At 59.6% G+C, this 17,212-nt stretch carries 16 protein-coding genes and 1 tRNA gene; 13 read left to right on the plus strand and 4 right to left on the minus strand.

The features are described from left to right. Positions 1-29: 29 nt before the first annotated feature. A tRNA-Lys gene (locus BUA94_RS10020) sits at positions 30-105 on the minus strand. A 697-nt stretch (positions 106-802) separates the two neighbouring features. Here BUA94_RS10020 and BUA94_RS10030 point away from each other — a divergent pair. From BUA94_RS10030 to BUA94_RS10050, 5 genes are all read left to right on the plus strand, one after another. Then, positions 803-2,578, plus strand: a complete 1,776-nt coding sequence (locus tag BUA94_RS10030) for an acetolactate synthase 3 large subunit (protein ID WP_073012509.1) — start codon at positions 803-805, stop codon at positions 2,576-2,578. A gap of 13 nt (positions 2,579-2,591) precedes the next feature. After that, on the plus strand, positions 2,592-3,167 hold the full coding sequence (ilvN, locus tag BUA94_RS10035) for an acetolactate synthase small subunit (RefSeq protein WP_073012512.1): 576 nt from the start codon (positions 2,592-2,594) through the stop codon (positions 3,165-3,167). A 131-nt stretch (positions 3,168-3,298) separates the two neighbouring features. Next, complete coding sequence (locus tag BUA94_RS10040) at positions 3,299-3,841, plus strand: Chromate resistance protein ChrB (RefSeq protein ID WP_073012515.1); 543 nt, start codon at positions 3,299-3,301, stop codon at positions 3,839-3,841. Continuing rightward, positions 3,841-5,088, plus strand: a complete 1,248-nt coding sequence (locus tag BUA94_RS10045; protein ID WP_073013802.1) for an MFS transporter — start codon at positions 3,841-3,843, stop codon at positions 5,086-5,088. Before BUA94_RS10040 ends, BUA94_RS10045 begins: the two co-directional genes overlap by 1 nt. A gap of 189 nt (positions 5,089-5,277) precedes the next feature. Then, positions 5,278-6,096: an arylamine N-acetyltransferase family protein gene (locus tag BUA94_RS10050; protein WP_073012518.1), complete on the plus strand. Its 819-nt coding sequence runs from the start codon at positions 5,278-5,280 to the stop codon at positions 6,094-6,096. A 123-nt stretch (positions 6,097-6,219) separates the two neighbouring features. Here BUA94_RS10050 and BUA94_RS10055 read toward each other — a convergent pair whose 3' ends face one another. Beyond that, a complete protein-coding gene (locus BUA94_RS10055) occupies positions 6,220-6,693 on the minus strand; it encodes a DUF2867 domain-containing protein (protein WP_073012521.1) in 474 nt (157 codons plus the stop codon). Between the two features lie 170 nt (positions 6,694-6,863). Here BUA94_RS10055 and BUA94_RS10060 point away from each other — a divergent pair, with 170 nt between their 5' ends. The 7 genes from BUA94_RS10060 (at position 6,864) to BUA94_RS10090 (ending at position 14,749) form a co-directional block, all read left to right on the plus strand. Further along, positions 6,864-7,151 carry a winged helix-turn-helix transcriptional regulator gene (locus tag BUA94_RS10060; protein ID WP_235860526.1) on the plus strand — a complete coding sequence of 96 codons (288 nt, stop codon included), beginning with the start codon at positions 6,864-6,866 and terminating at the stop codon, positions 7,149-7,151. 232 nt (positions 7,152-7,383) lie between these two features. Beyond that, complete coding sequence (gene serA / locus BUA94_RS10065) at positions 7,384-8,628, plus strand: phosphoglycerate dehydrogenase (RefSeq protein ID WP_073012525.1); 1,245 nt, start codon at positions 7,384-7,386, stop codon at positions 8,626-8,628. 199 nt (positions 8,629-8,827) lie between these two features. Beyond that, the gene (locus BUA94_RS10070) at positions 8,828-10,522 is read left to right on the plus strand and encodes a saccharopine dehydrogenase family protein (protein ID WP_268877520.1); all 1,695 of its coding nucleotides are present in this window, start codon (positions 8,828-8,830) and stop codon (positions 10,520-10,522) included. Positions 10,523-10,718: 196 nt separating this feature from the next. Beyond that, positions 10,719-11,465 carry a pyridoxine 5'-phosphate synthase gene (locus BUA94_RS10075; RefSeq protein WP_073012527.1) on the plus strand — a complete coding sequence of 249 codons (747 nt, stop codon included), beginning with the start codon at positions 10,719-10,721 and terminating at the stop codon, positions 11,463-11,465. A 4-nt stretch (positions 11,466-11,469) separates the two neighbouring features. Further along, entirely contained in the window at positions 11,470-12,093 is a 624-nt protein-coding gene (locus BUA94_RS10080) for a LysE family translocator (RefSeq protein WP_073012529.1), read from the plus strand. A 21-nt stretch (positions 12,094-12,114) separates the two neighbouring features. After that, positions 12,115-12,660: an NADPH-dependent FMN reductase gene (locus BUA94_RS10085; RefSeq protein WP_073012532.1), complete on the plus strand. Its 546-nt coding sequence runs from the start codon at positions 12,115-12,117 to the stop codon at positions 12,658-12,660. 172 nt (positions 12,661-12,832) lie between these two features. After that, positions 12,833-14,749, plus strand: coding sequence for a potassium transporter Kup (locus tag BUA94_RS10090; RefSeq protein ID WP_235860528.1), 1,917 nt, complete (start codon positions 12,833-12,835; stop codon positions 14,747-14,749). Between the two features lie 84 nt (positions 14,750-14,833). On the opposite strand, the gene BUA94_RS10095 is transcribed toward BUA94_RS10090, so the two are convergent. Together BUA94_RS10095 and BUA94_RS10100 are read right to left on the minus strand one after the other, a co-directional pair. After that, positions 14,834-15,130, minus strand: a complete 297-nt coding sequence (locus tag BUA94_RS10095) for a Dabb family protein (RefSeq protein ID WP_073012535.1) — start codon at positions 15,128-15,130, stop codon at positions 14,834-14,836. 394 nt (positions 15,131-15,524) lie between these two features. Next, a complete protein-coding gene (locus BUA94_RS10100; protein ID WP_073012538.1) occupies positions 15,525-16,325 on the minus strand; it encodes a siderophore-interacting protein in 801 nt (266 codons plus the stop codon). 176 nt (positions 16,326-16,501) lie between these two features. Between BUA94_RS10100 and BUA94_RS10105 the strand changes: the two genes are divergently transcribed. Beyond that, complete coding sequence (locus BUA94_RS10105) at positions 16,502-17,146, plus strand: TetR/AcrR family transcriptional regulator (protein ID WP_073012541.1); 645 nt, start codon at positions 16,502-16,504, stop codon at positions 17,144-17,146. The last annotated feature ends 66 nt before the right edge of the window (positions 17,147-17,212 follow it).

Here is a 17,212-nt window from a genome sequence, read left to right on the forward strand (position 1 = left end):
TGATCTTATTTTTCAAGAAGGGGAGGAAGTGGTGGGTGCACGGGGATTCGAACCCAGGACCGTCTGATTAAGAGTCAGATGCTCTACCAACTGAGCTATACACCCACATCCGCGTTTGGCGGTGAGACCGTCGCGCCGCAGCGCTTCGATGGGCGGTGTATATAATTGCCTTTCCTGGAACGCAATCCCCCTGCCAATTTTTTTCCGGGCTAATTTCCTCTCATGTGCAGGCACGCCTGGAAATCAGCGGACTTCCCTGCAATTTCAATCAGCTGAAACCTATCTCCCACCCTGGGGATAACTTGCCTGACAGGGGACAGAAACCGCGCAGAGTAATTTTCAAAAAGCCCTTCGCCAAAATTTGTAACTTTTGCAATTTTGATCTTGACCACACCCGATCCCCTGACTACGGTGCGGCGCATCCAAGGCGAGTGACAGCACCCGCCTCCATTCTTTCCTCCTCTGCCATCCGGCAGAAGCGGATCCAACGGCAACAGGGAAACAGAACGGCCATGGCCCGCACTGCTCTCATTCTAGTAGTAGGAAAGCGCACCGCCGGAATGGGTTGACCCATTCGGAACAGGCTGGTGCGCACACAAGCTCCCGACGGGGGCTTTTTTTGTATCTCCAGCCTGCCCTTTGCCCCACCGGCCTTCGCGCCGGACACAAGACCGGCCTTCGCGCCAAGCCTTCTGAAGGGAAAGCTTGGCGGGCGGGCCACAGGACACGCCGGACTGACCGGCAAGAAGAGCTAACGCCAGCTTGGGATACCCCCAAGACCGAAAAGCAAGGAACCTCGAGAATGACACGGGAGATGACCGGCGCCGAGATGGTGATCCAGGCGCTGAAAGACCAGGGAGTTGATACCGTATTCGGCTACCCGGGCGGCGCAGTGCTTCCCATCTACGATGAAATCATTCAGCAGGAAGGCCTTGAGCATATTCTTGTCCGCCACGAGCAGGGTGCCGGCCACGCGGCCGAAGGCTATGCCCGCTCCACCGGCAAGCCGGGCGTGGTTCTCGTCACCTCGGGCCCAGGCGCGACCAACATGGTCACCGCGCTTGCCGATGCGATGATGGACAGCATTCCGCTCGTCTGCATCACCGGCCAGACCGCAACGCACCTGATCGGCACGGACGCCTTCCAGGAATGCGACACCGTCGGCATCACCCGTCCCTGCACCAAGCACAACTGGCTGGTCCGCAACGTCGACGATCTCGCCCGCATCCTGCATGAAGCCTTCTATGTCGCGACCTCCGGCCGTCCGGGCCCGGTCGTCATCGACATTCCGAAGGACGTCCAGTTTGCGACCGGCACCTATCACGGCCCGACCGCCAACCCGTCTGCCGCCCACAAGAGCTACCGCCCGCAGCTGAAGGGCGATGCTCAGGCCGTGCGTGCAGCCGTCGAATTGATGGCCAACGCCAAGAAGCCGGTCTTCTACACCGGCGGCGGCGTCATCAACTCCGGCCCGCAGGCGACCCAGCTGCTGCGCGAACTGGTTGGCCTGACCGGCTTCCCGATCACATCCACCCTGATGGGCCTTGGCGCCTATCCGGCGAGCGGTGACAACTGGCTCGGCATGTTGGGCATGCACGGCACCTACGAAGCCAACATGACGATGCATGATTGCGACGTCATGATCTGCATCGGTGCCCGCTTCGACGACCGCATCACCGGCCGCCTCGACGCCTTCGCGCCCTTCGCCACCAAGATCCACATCGACATCGACCCGTCCTCGATCAACAAGAACGTCAAGGTCGATCTGCCGATCATCGGTGACGTCGCCCACGTTCTGGAAGATATGGTCCGCATCTGGCGCACCTCTTCCATGAAGGCCGATCCGGCAGCGATGAAGGTCTGGTGGGAACAGATCAACCACTGGCGCGCACGCAACTCGCTGGCCTACAAGCCGAACAGCGACGTCATCATGCCGCAATACGCGATCCAGCGCCTTTATGAGCTGACCAAGAACCGCAAGACCTTCATCTCGACCGAAGTCGGTCAGCACCAGATGTGGGCCGCGCAGTTCTATGGCTTCGAAGCCCCGAACCACTGGCTGACCTCCGGCGGTCTCGGCACCATGGGCTATGGCCTGCCGGCCGCTATCGGCGCCCAGGTGGCGCACCGCGATGCGCTCTGCATCGACATCGCGGGCGACGCCTCGATCCTGATGAACATTCAGGAAATGTCGACCGCCGTTCAGTTCGGCCTGCCGGTCAAGGTGTTCATCCTGAACAACCAGTACATGGGCATGGTGCGCCAGTGGCAGCAGCTGCTCCACGGCAACCGCCTGTCCCATTCCTACACCGACAGCCTGCCGGACTTCGTCAAGCTGGCCGATGCCTATGGCGGCGTCGGGTTCCGGGTGGAAAAGCCGGGCGATCTCGATGGGGCGATCGAAGAGATGATTGCCGTCGACCGGCCGGTGCTGTTCGACTGCCGCGTGGCCAATCTGACCAACTGCTTCCCGATGATCCCCTCGGGCAAGGCGCATAACGAAATGCTGCTTCCGGATGAGGCCACCGATGAAGCCGTGGCCAACGCCATCGACGACGCTGGCCGCACTCTGGTGTAAGGACGACAGGACAATGAACGCTACGCTAAATCCCACCGCTCCGTCCGTCTATTTCATGGCCGACGTCAGCGACAAGGTCGAAACTCACACCCTTTCGGTTCTGGTCGACAACGAGCCGGGCGTTCTCGCCCGGGTCATCGGCCTGTTCTCCGGCCGCGGCTACAACATCGACAGCCTGACCGTGTCGGAAACTGAGCACGAGAAGCACCTGTCGCGCATCACCATCGTCACCACCGGTACGCCGATGGTGATCGAGCAGATCCGCCACCAGCTTGACCGGCTGGTGCCGGTCCACCGGGTGACCGACCTGACCGTGGAAGCCCAGCTTGCCAATCAGGAAAAGCCGCTCGAGCGGGAACTGGCTCTGGTCAAGGTGGCAGGCACCGGCGACAGCCGCCTGGAAGCCCTGCGCCTGGGCGATGCCTTCCGCGCCACGGTGATCGACGCAACGACCGAACATTTCATCTTCGAAATCACCGGCCGCACCTCCAAGATCGAGCAGTTCATCAACATCATGAAGCCGCTCGGCCTGATCGAAGTGTCCCGCACCGGCGTCGCCGCCCTGCAGCGCGGCCCTGAAGGCCTCTAAGCCTAAAGGCAGACAGCCAAAGCTTCAAAGCCCGCCAGAGCAATTCCGGCGGGCTTTTTCGTGTTCGCACATTTGCCCGGAAGAAAAGAGTTTCACTTGATTTGAAACGATGGTTACATCATTGATGAAACATGACTGATACAAGCTGGCTGCTTCTCACCTACAAGGTTCCTCCGGATCCCGCGACCAGGCGGGTGGCTCTCTGGCGCAAGCTCAAGGGAATGGGCGCGGTCTATATCCAGAATGGCGCGTGCCTCCTGCCAAAGACGGACGACCATGCGCGCCGCCTGAAGATGATCGAGAATGATATCCTCACCATGGACGGTGAGGCCCTCATCCTGGAAACGGCCGCCCATGACGCAGTCCAGGCAAGCAAGGTAATCGCCCGCTTCAAGGCAGACCGGGACGAGCATTACCGGGAATTTCTCGGCCGATGCGACGACTACGAAGCGGAAATCGCCAAGGAAATCGCGATCGAGAAGTTCACTTACGCCGAGCTTGAGGAAGAGGATGCGGACCTGAAAAAGCTTCAGGGATGGTTCGAGAAGATCAGGAAGCTCGACTTTTACGGCGCCTCACTCGCCGGCGAGGCCGAATCCCGGCTTCGCAAATGCGAAGCCTTGCTCGACAGCTATGCCCAGCGCGTCTTTGACGCCAACATCGAGAACAGATGATGACGTCGACATCCCCGAACATCCCAACAAGATCCCTTCCTCAGGAAAAGCGGCGTATTCCTGCGGGCATATGGGCGCTCGGTCTCGTTTCCCTGCTGATGGATGTTTCATCCGAAATGATCCACGCCCTGCTGCCAATCTACATGGTGAGCGTTCTTGGCACTTCGATGCTGACCGTCGGGATCATCGAGGGCATTGCCGAGGCCACCGCGTCGATCACCAAGGTCTTTTCCGGCGCACTGAGTGATTGGCTTGGCAAGCGCAAGCTGCTGGCCCTGATCGGCTATGGGTTAGCTGCCCTGACCAAGCCGATCTTTCCCTTGGCCCCTTCGATTGACTGGCTCATCAGCGCACGTTTCATCGACCGCATCGGCAAGGGAATCCGGGGGGCGCCGCGAGATGCCCTCGTCGCCGACATCGCGCCTCCCGAACTCAGAGGCGCAAGCTTCGGCCTGCGGCAATCGCTGGATACGATCGGGGCTTTTCTCGGCCCTCTGCTTGCCATCGGACTGATGTGGATGACCGCAGATCACTTCCAGTTCGTGTTCTGGATTGCTGTCATTCCTGCCTGTCTTTCTGTTGCCGTGCTTTTGTTCCTGGTCAAGGAACCCAAGCGTCCCGCAAACACGAAGCTTGCGAAAATTCCCTTGCGGCGCGCAGAACTGATACGACTGGGCAGCGGCTATTGGCTGGTTGTTGTCATCGCCTCGATCTTCACACTCGCCCGGTTCAGTGAAGCCTTCCTGATCCTGCGGGCACAGTCGCTTGGCCTTGAACTGATGTTCATTCCCGGCATCCTCATGCTCATGTCCCTGGCCTATTCCCTTTCCGCCTATCCGGTAGGGGCCTTGTCGGACAGGATGAACCGCACATCCATCCTCATTGCCGGCGTCATTCTGCTCATTCTCGCTGATGTGGTTCTGGCCTATGCCTCCGGCCTCCTCACCCTTTCTCTCGGAGTGATCCTCTGGGGCCTTCACATGGGCTTCACGCAAGGATTGCTGGCGCGCATGATCGCGGACACCGCTCCGGCCGAACTGCGCGGCACCGCCTTTGGCATGTTCAACCTGACGACAGGCGTCATCCTTCTGATCTCCAGCGTATTGGCCGGAGCCCTATGGGAGGCTTTCGGTCCGCAAGCGACCTTCCTGGCAGGAGCTGCATTCTCGGCCCTGACGATTGCCGGCTTGCTGACGGCCCGCAAGCGCCTTTACCTCACAGAGACGGCAACCGGGGGCGGGAGATAGGCGGATCTCCCACTGTTTCCTGCGACGGCAAAACTGACTTTGCGGCAAGTTGTGACGCAAAGCACTGTTTCTGCCCCCTTCAAATGGCAAATCTTCGTGGCTCCCGGACAGCGGCTCACCCAGATGTCCTGACAAGCCGCAGGGAGCAGGCAGCCACACAGAGGCTGCGTTCCTGAAGAAGAGACTATCATGACTTTTGAAGTAGATATTTACCTGTCCCGCCTTGGCCTCAGCACCTTGTCCAAGACCGAGGAAGACTTGCATATTCTGCAGACACGGCAAATGCAGGCGATTGCATTCGAGAATGTCTTGCCGTTGCTCGGGACAGTGCCGGATCTGGACCCAGGTGCCGTCTGGAACAAGCTGGTTCTGGATGGGCGCGGCGGCTACTGCATGGAGCAGAATACCCTGCTCGGAGCAGCCCTCGAGAATGCCGGGTTCAATCACCGCCCTCTTCTGGCCCGGGTCCGCATGGGAAGTGCCAAGGGCGGGCCGCGCTGCCATCTGGCTTTTGTGGTGCGGCTGAAGGGAACCGACTGGCTGGTGGATGCAGGCTTCGGCGGACCCGGCCCCCGCGTTCCGCTGAAGATCGAACTGGGGACCGAACACCAGGTTCTGCGTGAAACCTTCCGTTTTACCGAGGACATGGCTGCTGGCGAGATCGTCCTGGAACGCAAGACGCCGGAAGGCTGGTTCCAGCTCTATGGTTTCGACGACATGCTCCCGGCACAGACGGACATCGAGATGTCCAATTTCTACTGCGCCCGTTCGCCGCAATCACCGTTTCCATCCAATCTGATGATGGCTCGAACGACAGGCAGCGGAAGGGTGAGCCTGTTCAACCGGACCCTGCGCCAGGAAAACAGCTTTGGTGTGAAGACCGAGGAACTGGCAGATGCCGCTGCGCTCCACCGCGCCCTCTCCGGCTGCTTCCTGCTCTCCTACGGGGCAGAAACCGCCGAAGCGATCTGGAACCGGCTGCCAGTGGAAGCCTCCGAAGCCGCGTGACAAACGGCACGACAGACCCCAAGAACGGCAAACCCGCTGTGAGCAATCGCAGCGGGTTCTTCAATTCCGAACCTGATCAAGACCGCACGAGCCAGGAGCTCTCGGCCTGCTTGCGCGACAGCATCAATTCAGGTTCCGCAGCAGCCTGCTCACGATCAAATCGTGAAATGGCGTGATCAGAAAAACATACAGGTATCCGAACCAGTTGTTCCGCCGGACAAGCGTGGTCAGCGAGACCGATTGTCCCGCAGGCCGGTCGTGTGTCTGAACAACCACTCTGAAGTTGAGATGCCAGTCATCGTAGCCCAGGACCACATAGTCTTCGGTTTTCTGCAGCGTGGGAAAAGCCCCTGGCTGCCGGTCATCCGTCGTAATTTGTCCCGGCTTTATGCCAAAGGGTCGCACGAGTGCGTTGCGCAGTCCGTTCAACATTCGGATCCAGAGAGGCGGAGCGTCGCCAAACATTTTCTCCACCGCGTCCTCCGCGCTGAGTTTCTGGTGAAGCGGGACAATCTCGAAAGAATCCTGCCAGTTCACGCCTTCAAGAATGCCAGCAGGCACCACTGTGCTTGTCCTTTTGATATTCGGGCCACTCATGGATATTTTCCTCAGGTTGATCAGATGGGTCAGCTCGCAAAATCAGACCCGACTCGCTACTCTTTATGTAGCAAACAGTGCGCTATCATTTCTGTAGCGTCAAGAAGGTGAAACCAGTCATGAAGAAACCGGGACTTCCCAGCAGAGGGTCAACCACAGGCCGGCCGATCATGGTGTTGCTTGATGTGCTGGGACAAAGATGGACCCTGCGTATCTTGTGGGAACTCACCCAGGGACCTGCCACATTCCGGGAGCTGCAGAAGCGCTGCGACGGCATTTCCCCCACACTGGTGAACCGCCGTCTCGCGCAGTTCCGGGATCTGGGCTTCGTTGCCAAGGGAAAGCAAGGCTATGAACTCACTCAACTCGGACAGGAGCTCAGCGAGCAATTCATCAGCCTTGAAAGCTGGGCCAACCGCTGGGCAGAAGAATGGGCGCAAGAAATGCCGGAGGCTTGAAACTCAGGCCCTGCCCTTAGTGGGTCCGGTAGGCCAATCACAGCATGATCGAATGAAAACGACTGTTTGAGCCGCCTATCGGCTCCCATCCCCAAAACAGGCCGCGTCTCTCCGCCAAAAGCCTTTTGTTGCCCTTGCCGCAACGTGCGGCGAGGCGTATAGGACACCCGCGCGCGGGCGGCTGCCGCCTGCTCCTTGACCCTGCTGCGACAATGAAAAAGGTCACCAAGCCATGATCCACGGTCTGTCCCGGCCGAAGAACCAGATTCGCTGGCTGCTGCTGGAGGGCATTTCGCCCACCGCCACCGCAATCCTGGAAAAAGCCGGCTACACCAATTACGAACTTCTGCCGACCGCGCTGGACAAGGATGCGCTGATCGAGAAGCTTCAGGGCGTACATATCGTCGGTATCCGCTCCCGCACCCAGATCACCGCAGAGGTTCTGGAAGCGGCCAAGACGCTGGTCGGCATCGGCTGCTTCTCGGTCGGCACCAACCAAGTCGATCTGGAAGCGGCCGTGAAGCTCGGCGTTCCGGTCTTCAACGCGCCGTTCTCCAACACCCGCTCGGTTGCCGAACTGACCATTGCCGAAATCGTCATGCTGATGCGCGGCGTCTTCACCAAGTCCACCGCAGCCCATGAAGGCCGCTGGCTGAAGACGGCCACCGGCTCTCATGAAGTGCGCGGCAAGACTCTCGGCATTGTCGGCTACGGCAACATCGGCACCCAGCTTGCCAACCTTGGCGAAGCCATGGGCATGCGCGTGATCTACTTTGACATGATCGACAAGCTGCAGCACGGCAATGTCATGCCGGTCGACAGCCTGGATGAGCTTCTCGCCCAGTCCGACGTTGTCTCCCTGCATGTTCCGGACACGGCTGAAACCCGCAACATGATCACGGCCACCGAGATCGCCAAGATGAAGAAGGGCGCCTTCCTCATCAACAACGCGCGCGGCAAGGTCGTCGATCTGGAAGCCCTCGCAGATGCCCTTAAGAGCGGTCATCTGGCAGGTGCAGCGGTCGATGTGTTCCCAAGCGAGCCGAAGTCCAACAAGGACGAGTTCACCAGCCCGCTGCGCGGCCTCGACAACGTCATCCTGACCCCGCACGTGGGCGGTTCGACGGAAGAAGCTCAGGACCGGATCGGCGAGGAAGTCTCCCGCCGGCTCGTCGAGTATTCCGACGTCGGGTCCACTCTCGGCGCGGTCAACTTCGCCGAAGTGCAGCTGCCGAAGGGCACGGATGCAACGCGTTTCATCCAGGTGCATCACAATGCGCCGGGTGCCATGCGCACGCTCAACGAGCTCTTCGCCCGCCACAACCTCAACATCTGCTCCCAGTACCTGCAGTCCTACAAGGACATCGGTTACGTGGTTGTCGATGTGGACACCCCGGTCGACAACACGGTCGAGATCCTGGAAGAAATCCGGGCCCTGCCGAACACGATCCGCGCCCGGTTGCTGAACCGGGTGTAAGCGCAACGCAGCGCTGACATTTGAAAGCCCCGCCGGACCTTCCCGGCGGGGCTTTTTGCTATCGAGATCCCGGCATGGACGGCTGGATATTTCCGGTTGCACCCTATAGAATCCAAAACTGAAGAGTGGACAGTTCAACAGGATCCTCATGCCTTCGGCTTCCTCCAGCGAAACACGAGCCCTCCCCTCCACCAGCCTTTTGAAATCGCCTGAAGACCAAGACACCATAAAACGCTGCCGCGTCCTCGTAATCGGAGGCACAGGCGTGTTCGGATCTCGTCTCGTGGAAGCGCTTTTGAAAAAGCCTGAGTTCGAGGTTCTGGCCGCCGGACGGAACGCCGATAAACTGAACGCTCTATGCAAACAGCTTGGAGACGGGACGCCTGTCGTGCTCGACAGCAATGCAGCTGACCTCGAAGAACGTCTTCTTGAAATCGATCCGGATATCACCGTCGATGCAGCCGGCCCCTTTCAGGCCTACGGAAACAACGACTATCGCATCGCTCACGCCGCCTTGAATGCGGGCAGCCATTATCTGGACCTTTCGGATGATGCCGGCTTCACATCAGGCATCCGCGCCCTGAATGACTCGGCCCTTGCTGCCGGAAAAACGGTTCTCTCTGGCGTCTCCAGCGTTCCGGCCCTTTCTTCTGCTGCCGTCGACCATATGCGACCGAGCTTCGAGGAAATTGATCTCATTGAATCCGCGATCCTTCCAGGGAACAGGGCTCCCAGAGGACTGTCCGTCATTCAGGCAATTCTCGCGCAAACAGGGCAACCCATTTCCGCCATTCGGGATGGCAAACCAGCAAAGGTCACCGGATGGTCCGGTCTACGCCGCCATCACCTTCAAACGGCGCCTGGCACCAAACCCATCTCCACACGCTGGTCGAGTTTCATCGGAGCGCCTGATCTTGAACTTTTCCCCGAAGCCTATCAGGCGCGGTCGGTACTGTTCCGCGCCGGGCTCGAACTTTCTGTCCTTCACCTCGGGCTCTGGGTCCTCTCACTTCCCGTACGCCTGAAGATTCTTTCTTCCCTGCGCCCTCTCGCAAGGCTCACGCAGACTGTTGCGACATGGTTTGAGGGCCTGGGTACAGACCGAGGAGGAATGGACATAGCGGTTTCCGGAAAAGGCCGTGACGGACGTAGCCTGACCCGGCGCTGGACACTCATCGCCCAGAACGGTGATGGCCCGCATATCCCGGCCCTCGCTGCAGAAATTCTTTGCAGAAAGCTTCAGCGGAACGAAGTCCTCCCCGGAGCCAGACCATGTCTCGGGGAAATATCTCTTCAGGAAGTCGAGCAGGCAGCCGCTTCTCTTGATACGTCCACCTTTGAAGACAGCATCACCGGCGATACGGTATTCGAACGAGCATTGGGCCGGGATATAGAAATCCTGCCACAGGCGATCCGCGACCTTCATCGGGTGTTCGATCTGCGCAAATGGACAGGAGAGGCCTCTGTGGAACGCGGCACGCATTTTATTGTGCCACTTGTCTGCATGCTCGCGGGCTTCCCGCCTCCTGCCGAAAGCCTTCCAATCTCGGTGACGATCGAACGCAAGAATGGCAGTGAGACTTGGACCCGCCGCTTTGGCGCTCACAAGATGGTCTCGGTTCTGTCGTGCCGCAACGCCGCCGGGTCCGGTGTGGTGACAGAGCGCTTCGGTCCCATGGCCTTTGACATACATCTCAAGGCGAAAGACGGCGGTCTGAGTTACCCTGTCGTCAAAGGCAGGGTTTTCGGCATCCCTGTTCCAAGGTTCTGCCTGCCATTGAGCGACACGCTGGAAACAGCGGCCGACGGCATGTTCAGATTCAAGGTGGAGATTAGCCTCCCGCTTGTCGGTCGCATCGTCCGTTACGAAGGCTGGCTTCGGCCGGATACGTGAACCGGGCAAATGCCCATGTAGCGAGCTCAGGCAACAGGATGGAATGGCATCAGCTATATTGTCTCTAGGGACAAAAAGCCGTTTGACAGGTCGGGGGTTTGGTAGAATTTTCTGTGCTCCGGCACACCTGCCCGGCGCTGTTTCCCAAAGGGAAGCAGACAGATCCTTCCGTCCATCTGCCCGATACGAGTTTCCGATGACTTCCTCGCGCCTCTCCGTCAATGTCAACGCCATCGCCATGCTGCGGAACCGGCGTGATCTTCCCTGGCCCAGCGTGACCGGCCTTGCCGCCATTGCCATGGATGCAGGCGCGAAGGGCATCACCGTGCACCCACGCCCCGACGAGCGCCACATCCGCAAGACCGATGTCTTTGACCTCGCCGAGCTGATCGAATCCCGCTACGCCAACAAGGAACTGTGCCTTGAAGGCTACCCGACCGACGATTTCCTGAAGCTGGTGGAAGACGCAAGGCCCGATCAGGTGCTCTTCGTGCCTGACGATCCGGATCAGACCACGTCCGACCATGGCTGGCAGTTCGACAAGGACACGTCGCAGCTCGCTGACGCGATCGCAGCCGCCAAGGACTGGGCCGTGACCGTTTCCCTCTTCTGCGATCCGGATCCGGAAGCTCCGGCCAGGGCCGTTGCTCTTGGCGCTGAGCGGATCGAAATCTACACCGGCCCCTATGGCGCCTGCTACGATGACCCAGCGGCAGCCGAACGCGAACTCGGCAAGGTCGTGGCAACCGCGGAGAAGGCCCAGGCTCTTGGATTGGGTGTCAATGCGGGTCACGACCTGACGGTCGAGAATATTCCGGCGCTCCTCGCCAGGGCGCCTTTCATCCGGGAAATGTCCATCGGCCACGGCTTCACCGCCGATGCGCTGATCCATGGCTTTGCCCAGAGTGTCGTCCGTTTCCGGCAGGCAATGGGAGAGGTCTGAAATCATGCCCCTGGAGAGTTGGCTCTTCTTCGTGGTCCTGTCACTGGTTCCGGCCCTCAGCCCCGGACCGGGCGTGATGCTGGCCATCAGCAACACCTTGCGCTTCGGCCGCACAGCCACGCTCATTTCGGCTGCCGGCAACGCCCTCGGGCTGATCATCATTGGCTATGCCGTCGCACTGGGCTTCGGCGCGGTCATGTCGACCTCCGCCATCGCCTTCACGGTGCTGAAGCTGATCGGCGCTGCCTATCTGATCTATCTGGGAATCAAGATCTGGCGTGACCGCTCCGGCCTTCAGGCTCATACGAGCGGCCCGGCCGCCCCGCGCAGCCACACCCGGCTGTTTCTGCAGGGACTTTTCGTTTCTGTCACAAATCCGAAGGCGATCCTGATCATCTCGGCGCTGTTTCCGCAGTTCATGCTGCAGCAAGGGTTTTCGTTCGGTCTTGCGACAATCCTGTCGCTCACCTACGCCGCCCTTTGCTATGCCAATCACGCCGCCATCGCTTATGCCGGCAATTCGCTGCGCCGGTTCCTGCTGTCGCCCAACCGGCTGACTTTCGTGCGCCGTGTGCTTGGCACCCTGTTTGTCGGCTTTGGCGCGGCCCTGGCCGCCGCAAGCCGGTAAGAACCTGGAGGCGGAAAAAGCGTGACGGCAATCCGCCTCCTTGCCCTTTGCGGCAGTCTCCGGGCAGCTTCCAGCAACCGGGCTCTTCTGCAAGCGGCCTGCGGGCTGGCTCCGGAAAACATGCAGATCCGCCTCTATGAAGGCATGGCAAGCCTGCCGCATTTCTCTCCTGATCTTGAAACTGCCAACATGCTGCCGGAACCTGTTTGCGCGCTGAGGCGGCAGGTGGCAGAGGCGGACGGCCTTCTCATTTCCTGCCCCGAATACATGCATTGCCTGCCCGGCAGCTTCAAGAACATGCTCGACTGGATGGTCGGCTGCACCGAATTTCCCGGCAAGAAAATCGCCCTGTTCCAGGCGACATCCCGGCATGAATATGTCCCTGAAATGTTGAGGGATGTTCTGAAAACCATGGCTGCAGACGTCGTCGAAAACGCCTGCCTCATGCTGCCTGCGCGCAGCAATGTTCTGGACAAGCAGGCAATTTGGGAGGAAAAGCAGCTCTCCGGACGGATCCAGGACGGTCTGCAAATCTTTGCAGATGCGATCCGGACGGCACGTTCCTGAGCCAGGCCAATCCGGCCTGACCTTGTCAGCATTGGGGCAGACCCCACGCTCGCAAGGGAACCAACCCGCTCACGGAACGTTGAGTGAAACGAACCTGCTGGTGGCCAGCCTCATTCTGACCAGGTCCAGGTTCTCAAACGCCTGAAAAAGGCGAACTGGGGCAATCTCTCAAATGACAATTCTCGAGAATGCGGAAACGCGGAAGTCCTCTGCCGAGCAGAGTCATGGCGTGAAATCCAGCCATGCAATGCTCATGCTTGGGGCGGCCGGTGTCGTCTATGGCGATATCGGCACCAGTCCAATCTACGCCCTTCGGGAAACGCTCAGGGCAGCCACAAATGGAGCCGGTGTCGCCGCGAAAGCGGAAATCATCGGATCGCTTTCCATCATTGTCTGGGCGCTTACAATCATCGTCACATTTAAATACGCCCTGATCGTGCTCAGGGCAGGCAACCAGGGCGAAGGCGGCACCCTTTCGCTCGCAATCCTTGCCCGCAAGGTCGCAGGCCGTGCGCAATATATCGTCACGGCCCTTGGCGTCATCGGTGCCGCTCTGTTCTTTGGCGACGCTTTCATCACCCCTGCCATCTCCGTGCTCTCCGCCGTCGAAGGCTTCGTGCTGACCGACCCGGACATCGCCGGCTATGTCATCCCGATCACGGCAAGCATCCTGATCACACTCTTTGCGGTCCAGCGCTTCGGCACCAGCAAGGTATCCGCGGTCTTTGGTCCGGTCATGCTGGTCTGGTTCGGCTGTCTGGCCATTTCCGGCCTCGGGCACATCCTGGATGACCCCAGCGTGTTCCAGGCGCTGAACCCGCTGGAAGCAATTGCCTTCGCAATTGATCACAGCACCGTCGCGCTCGCCGTTGCCGGTGCCGCGTTTCTGGCGGTCACAGGCGCTGAGGCGCTTTATGTCGACCTTGGCCATTTCGGCCGCACGCCCATCATCCACACCTGGTTCGTGCTGGTCTTCCCGGCCCTGGTCATCAACTATCTCGGCCAGGGAGCCTTTCTCCTCAGCAACGCAGGCTACGTTGACCAGCCGCTTTTCGAGATGATGCCGGACTGGGGACGCATTCCGATCATCCTGCTTGCGACCGCGGCAACCGTGATCGCCAGCCAGGCTGTGATTTCAGGAGCCTTCTCCATGGCCCGACAGGCAGCACAGCTTCACCTGCTGCCACGCCTGACCATCATCCATACCTCCGAGACCCAGTCGGGGCAGATCTATCTGCCCCAGATCAACTGGCTGCTGCTTTTGGGCGTGCTCAGCCTGGTTCTCGGCTTCGGCTCATCCGACGCAATTGCCGCCGCCTATGGCATCTCCATCTCCGGCCAGATGCTGGTCACGACCCTGTTGCTGGCGCTGGTCATGCGCGGGGTCTGGCGCTGGCCACTCGCGCTGGTCGTCGTTGTCGCCATCGTCTTTGCGGCGATCGACGCCATGTTCCTGACCGCCAACATGATGAAGTTCTTCGAGGGAGGCTGGGTCTCCATCTTTATGTCCTCGGCGCTCCTCGCCATCATGGTGGTCTGGACCAAGGGCAGCAAGCGGCTCTTCGACAAGACCCGCAAGCACGAGATCCCGCTCACCACTCTGGTCAATTCCCTGAAGAAGAACATGCCGCACCAGGTGCCGGGCACGGCTATCTTCATGACCGGAGATCCGGACAGCGCGCCCACTTCTCTGATGCACAGCCTGAAGCACTACAAGGTGCTGCATGAGCAGAACCTGATCATGACGATCAAGACCCTGCCCGTGCCCTTTGTCGAGGACGAGGAGCGGCTGACCATCACGCCGGTTGACGACGGCTTTACCAGGCTGACGGTTGCCTATGGCTATATGGAAGACCCGGATATTCCGGGAGCCCTGAAGGAACTGCGCAAGAAAGGGATCAAATTCGACATCATGTCGACCTCCTTCTTCCTGTCGCGGCGCATGCTGGTTCCTGCCGCTTCGGGGCTTTTGAAGGGGCTGATGACCCGCAGCTTCATCCGCCTGACCCGCTTTGCGGCCGACACCACCAGCTTCTTCCGCCTGCCGACGGGACGTGTGGTGGAAATCGGAACGCAGGTCGTTCTTTAAAGGTCAGTATCAGCCGCCCGGGCCTAATGGTCCGGGCGGCTGATCGCATATGAATTCATTCAGACTACAAGCGGCTTGTGCCGGTCACGCCGCATCCGAGAGGAAATCTGCGGCAATGCGCATGTCGCGCAGAGGCCGGACCAGCTCGATGGACTTGGCATAAAGCGGATGCGCCTTGTAGGCGGCAAGCTGCGCCTCGTCCTCAAACTCCCCATAGACGACAAAATCCGGTCCGCCGGGGCTCACCTGATCGTTCTGAAAATTCCGGCCGATCTCAAGGCGCAGGCAATCGGGAACCGCCGTCAGGATCTTCAGTCCCTCATAGACCTTTTCCCGGTCATTTATGTCCCGGGCGGTGAAAAACACGATGTGACGGATCATGGCAGAGCCTTGTTTCCTCTTGAGGTTTCAGTCGATGACGGGAGACTTCCCGCAAAACGGATCCAGTTGTCAAACGGCTCCACGACATTGCTCTGTCCATAAAAAAAACCGCCCTGACTTTGCAGGGCGGGGTCAAAAAGAAAGGTGTACCTGTATAGCTAGGGGGTCAGGCACAACCCTTCCGAGCGACAAAAGAGCGTGTCCCATGGATGTGCAGACCGCTTTCAAGAGTGAAGCAAATTCCCGAAGGTTCCGACATGGCAGAAATCTGGCTAATTTGATTAAAAACTTCACAAACTGGTTGCCAGTTGGATGTGGGCTCTCGCTTTTCGCTCCGGCCACCGAAATCAACCAGAGCGTGCCCCATCATTTCCTGCCACAATTGAAGAAGTCCTCACGCAGGTTCGAGCCGCTTCATTTCCTGATGCTCGTCTTCGACCAGGCCGACCTTCCAGTAGCCGGAAATATAGGCATCGGCCTTGTCTACGCCCTTGTCCTTCAGGACGAACTCACGGAACGACCGGATGGCTGTGCTTTCCCCCGCAATGCAGGTTTGAACCCGGCCTTCCGGCCAAGGCTGTGCGCGCAGGAAATCGATCTGGATGGACGTGGCCACATGCGGATCCGGCTGAACCAGCCAGTGAACCTCGATGCCTTCCGGGATACGGATATCGGTTTGCCGGTCCTCTTCCGACAAGATCTCGAAAATGGCCAGTCCCTTGGCATCCGCGGGCATCGCCTCCAGGGACGCGGCGGCCACGGGCAGCGCAGACATGTCAGCGGCCACCAGATACCAGTCCGCATGGAAATGGGTCATCTTGACGGGACCGGGTCCCATGAAGGCCAGAAACGACCCTTCTTCCGCCTTTTGCGCCCAAAGCGTTCCAGGGCCGCTGTCTCCATGGGCCACGAAACCGATGTCCATTTCGCGCTCGGCCTGCCGGAAAGCGCGCACCGTGTAGGTGCGTACCGCATGCAGCCGCTCCTTGGGACGTCCAGCGGCATAGTGGCTAGCAAAACTGTCCTTGTCTTCACCATCCCTGGGAAACGCGAGTTTGCAATGGGCCCCCTCCTGGCCAAGCGGGAAATCGGCAAGACTGTCACCGGTCAAAGTGACGCGGATCATGTGCGGCGTCACATAACGGGACGATTTCACGGTCAGGATGCGGGGATTCGGACGGACGGGGCGTTGCATGGGAGGCCTTTAATACATGAGAATTAAATTCATAAATATGCACTCCCGGCTGACATTAAAAGAGGCTTGCGGAAAATCGAGGCCCGCAAGAATTCCCTCTTGACGCTCGCCTCGCAAAACCGGATAACGCTTTCCGAACCGTACCGTACGGTACAAAATCGGAACACAGGTTTGCCATGCCCCTTTCCTCCGCCCCAGCGGATACCGATTTCGAAGACACCGCCTTCACCGCCCGGCAGGAAACCGTGCTGGAGCACGCGCTGAGTCTTCTGGTCGAAGGCGGCGAGAAAGCACTGACCACGGCAGGTCTGGCTCGCACGGCAAATTGCTCCAAGGAGAGCCTCTACAAGTGGTTTGGTGACCGGGATGGTCTTCTGGCTGCTGTGGTTGCCTATCAGGCGAGCAAGGTTCATTTCCCCCCGGAAAGCGGCGCCACTGCGGATGCAGCGACCTTCCGGACCCACCTCACAGCTTTTGCCACCGAGTTGCTGGCCGTCCTGTTCGGCGAAACGTCTCTCGCCTTGAACCGGCTGTCGATCGGCCAGTCCAACCGGGACGACAACCGTCTCGGCCGCCTGCTGCGCGTGCGTGGCAAGCAAATGATTTCCGCCAAGGCCCGCGCCCTTCTGGAGGCAGGCCGTCATCGCGGTTACCTGAAGTTCGACGATGCTGAAGAGGCCTATCAGGTGCTCTACGGCCTCGCCGTGCGAGACGTGCATATCCGCCTGCTGCTTGGGGATCAGGCAAAGGCGGAAGAGCGGGATCTGAACGGACAGGCGGCCACAGCCGTTGACCGTTTCTACAAGCTGTTCGGCGCCTGACGCTGAATACCATCAAGTTTTGGAATATCCGGAACCGGCAGCAAGACCCGGTCACCGGCAAACGGG

Origin of the sequence: Roseibium suaedae (genome assembly GCF_900142725.1) — a bacterium.
GTDB lineage: Bacteria > Pseudomonadota > Alphaproteobacteria > Rhizobiales > Stappiaceae > Roseibium > Roseibium suaedae.

What these genes read in the sequence shown, in the direction of transcription:
- BUA94_RS10030 (WP_073012509.1), top strand. Translation starts at nt 803, where the DNA reads ATGACACGGGAGATGACCGGCGCCGAGATGGTGATCCAGGCGCTGAAA.
- ilvN (WP_073012512.1), top strand. Translation starts at nt 2,592, where the DNA reads ATGAACGCTACGCTAAATCCCACCGCTCCGTCCGTCTATTTCATGGCC.
- BUA94_RS10040 (WP_073012515.1), top strand. Translation starts at nt 3,299, where the DNA reads ATGACTGATACAAGCTGGCTGCTTCTCACCTACAAGGTTCCTCCGGAT.
- BUA94_RS10045 (WP_073013802.1), top strand. Translation starts at nt 3,841, where the DNA reads ATGACGTCGACATCCCCGAACATCCCAACAAGATCCCTTCCTCAGGAA.
- BUA94_RS10050 (WP_073012518.1), top strand. Translation starts at nt 5,278, where the DNA reads ATGACTTTTGAAGTAGATATTTACCTGTCCCGCCTTGGCCTCAGCACC.
- BUA94_RS10055 (WP_073012521.1), bottom strand. Translation starts at nt 6,693, where the DNA reads ATGAGTGGCCCGAATATCAAAAGGACAAGCACAGTGGTGCCTGCTGGC.
- BUA94_RS10060 (WP_235860526.1), top strand. Translation starts at nt 6,864, where the DNA reads ATGGTGTTGCTTGATGTGCTGGGACAAAGATGGACCCTGCGTATCTTG.
- serA (WP_073012525.1), top strand. Translation starts at nt 7,384, where the DNA reads ATGATCCACGGTCTGTCCCGGCCGAAGAACCAGATTCGCTGGCTGCTG.
- BUA94_RS10075 (WP_073012527.1), top strand. Translation starts at nt 10,719, where the DNA reads ATGACTTCCTCGCGCCTCTCCGTCAATGTCAACGCCATCGCCATGCTG.
- BUA94_RS10080 (WP_073012529.1), top strand. Translation starts at nt 11,470, where the DNA reads ATGCCCCTGGAGAGTTGGCTCTTCTTCGTGGTCCTGTCACTGGTTCCG.
- BUA94_RS10090 (WP_235860528.1), top strand. Translation starts at nt 12,833, where the DNA reads ATGACAATTCTCGAGAATGCGGAAACGCGGAAGTCCTCTGCCGAGCAG.
- BUA94_RS10095 (WP_073012535.1), bottom strand. Translation starts at nt 15,130, where the DNA reads ATGATCCGTCACATCGTGTTTTTCACCGCCCGGGACATAAATGACCGG.
- BUA94_RS10100 (WP_073012538.1), bottom strand. Translation starts at nt 16,325, where the DNA reads ATGCAACGCCCCGTCCGTCCGAATCCCCGCATCCTGACCGTGAAATCG.
- BUA94_RS10105 (WP_073012541.1), top strand. Translation starts at nt 16,502, where the DNA reads ATGCCCCTTTCCTCCGCCCCAGCGGATACCGATTTCGAAGACACCGCC.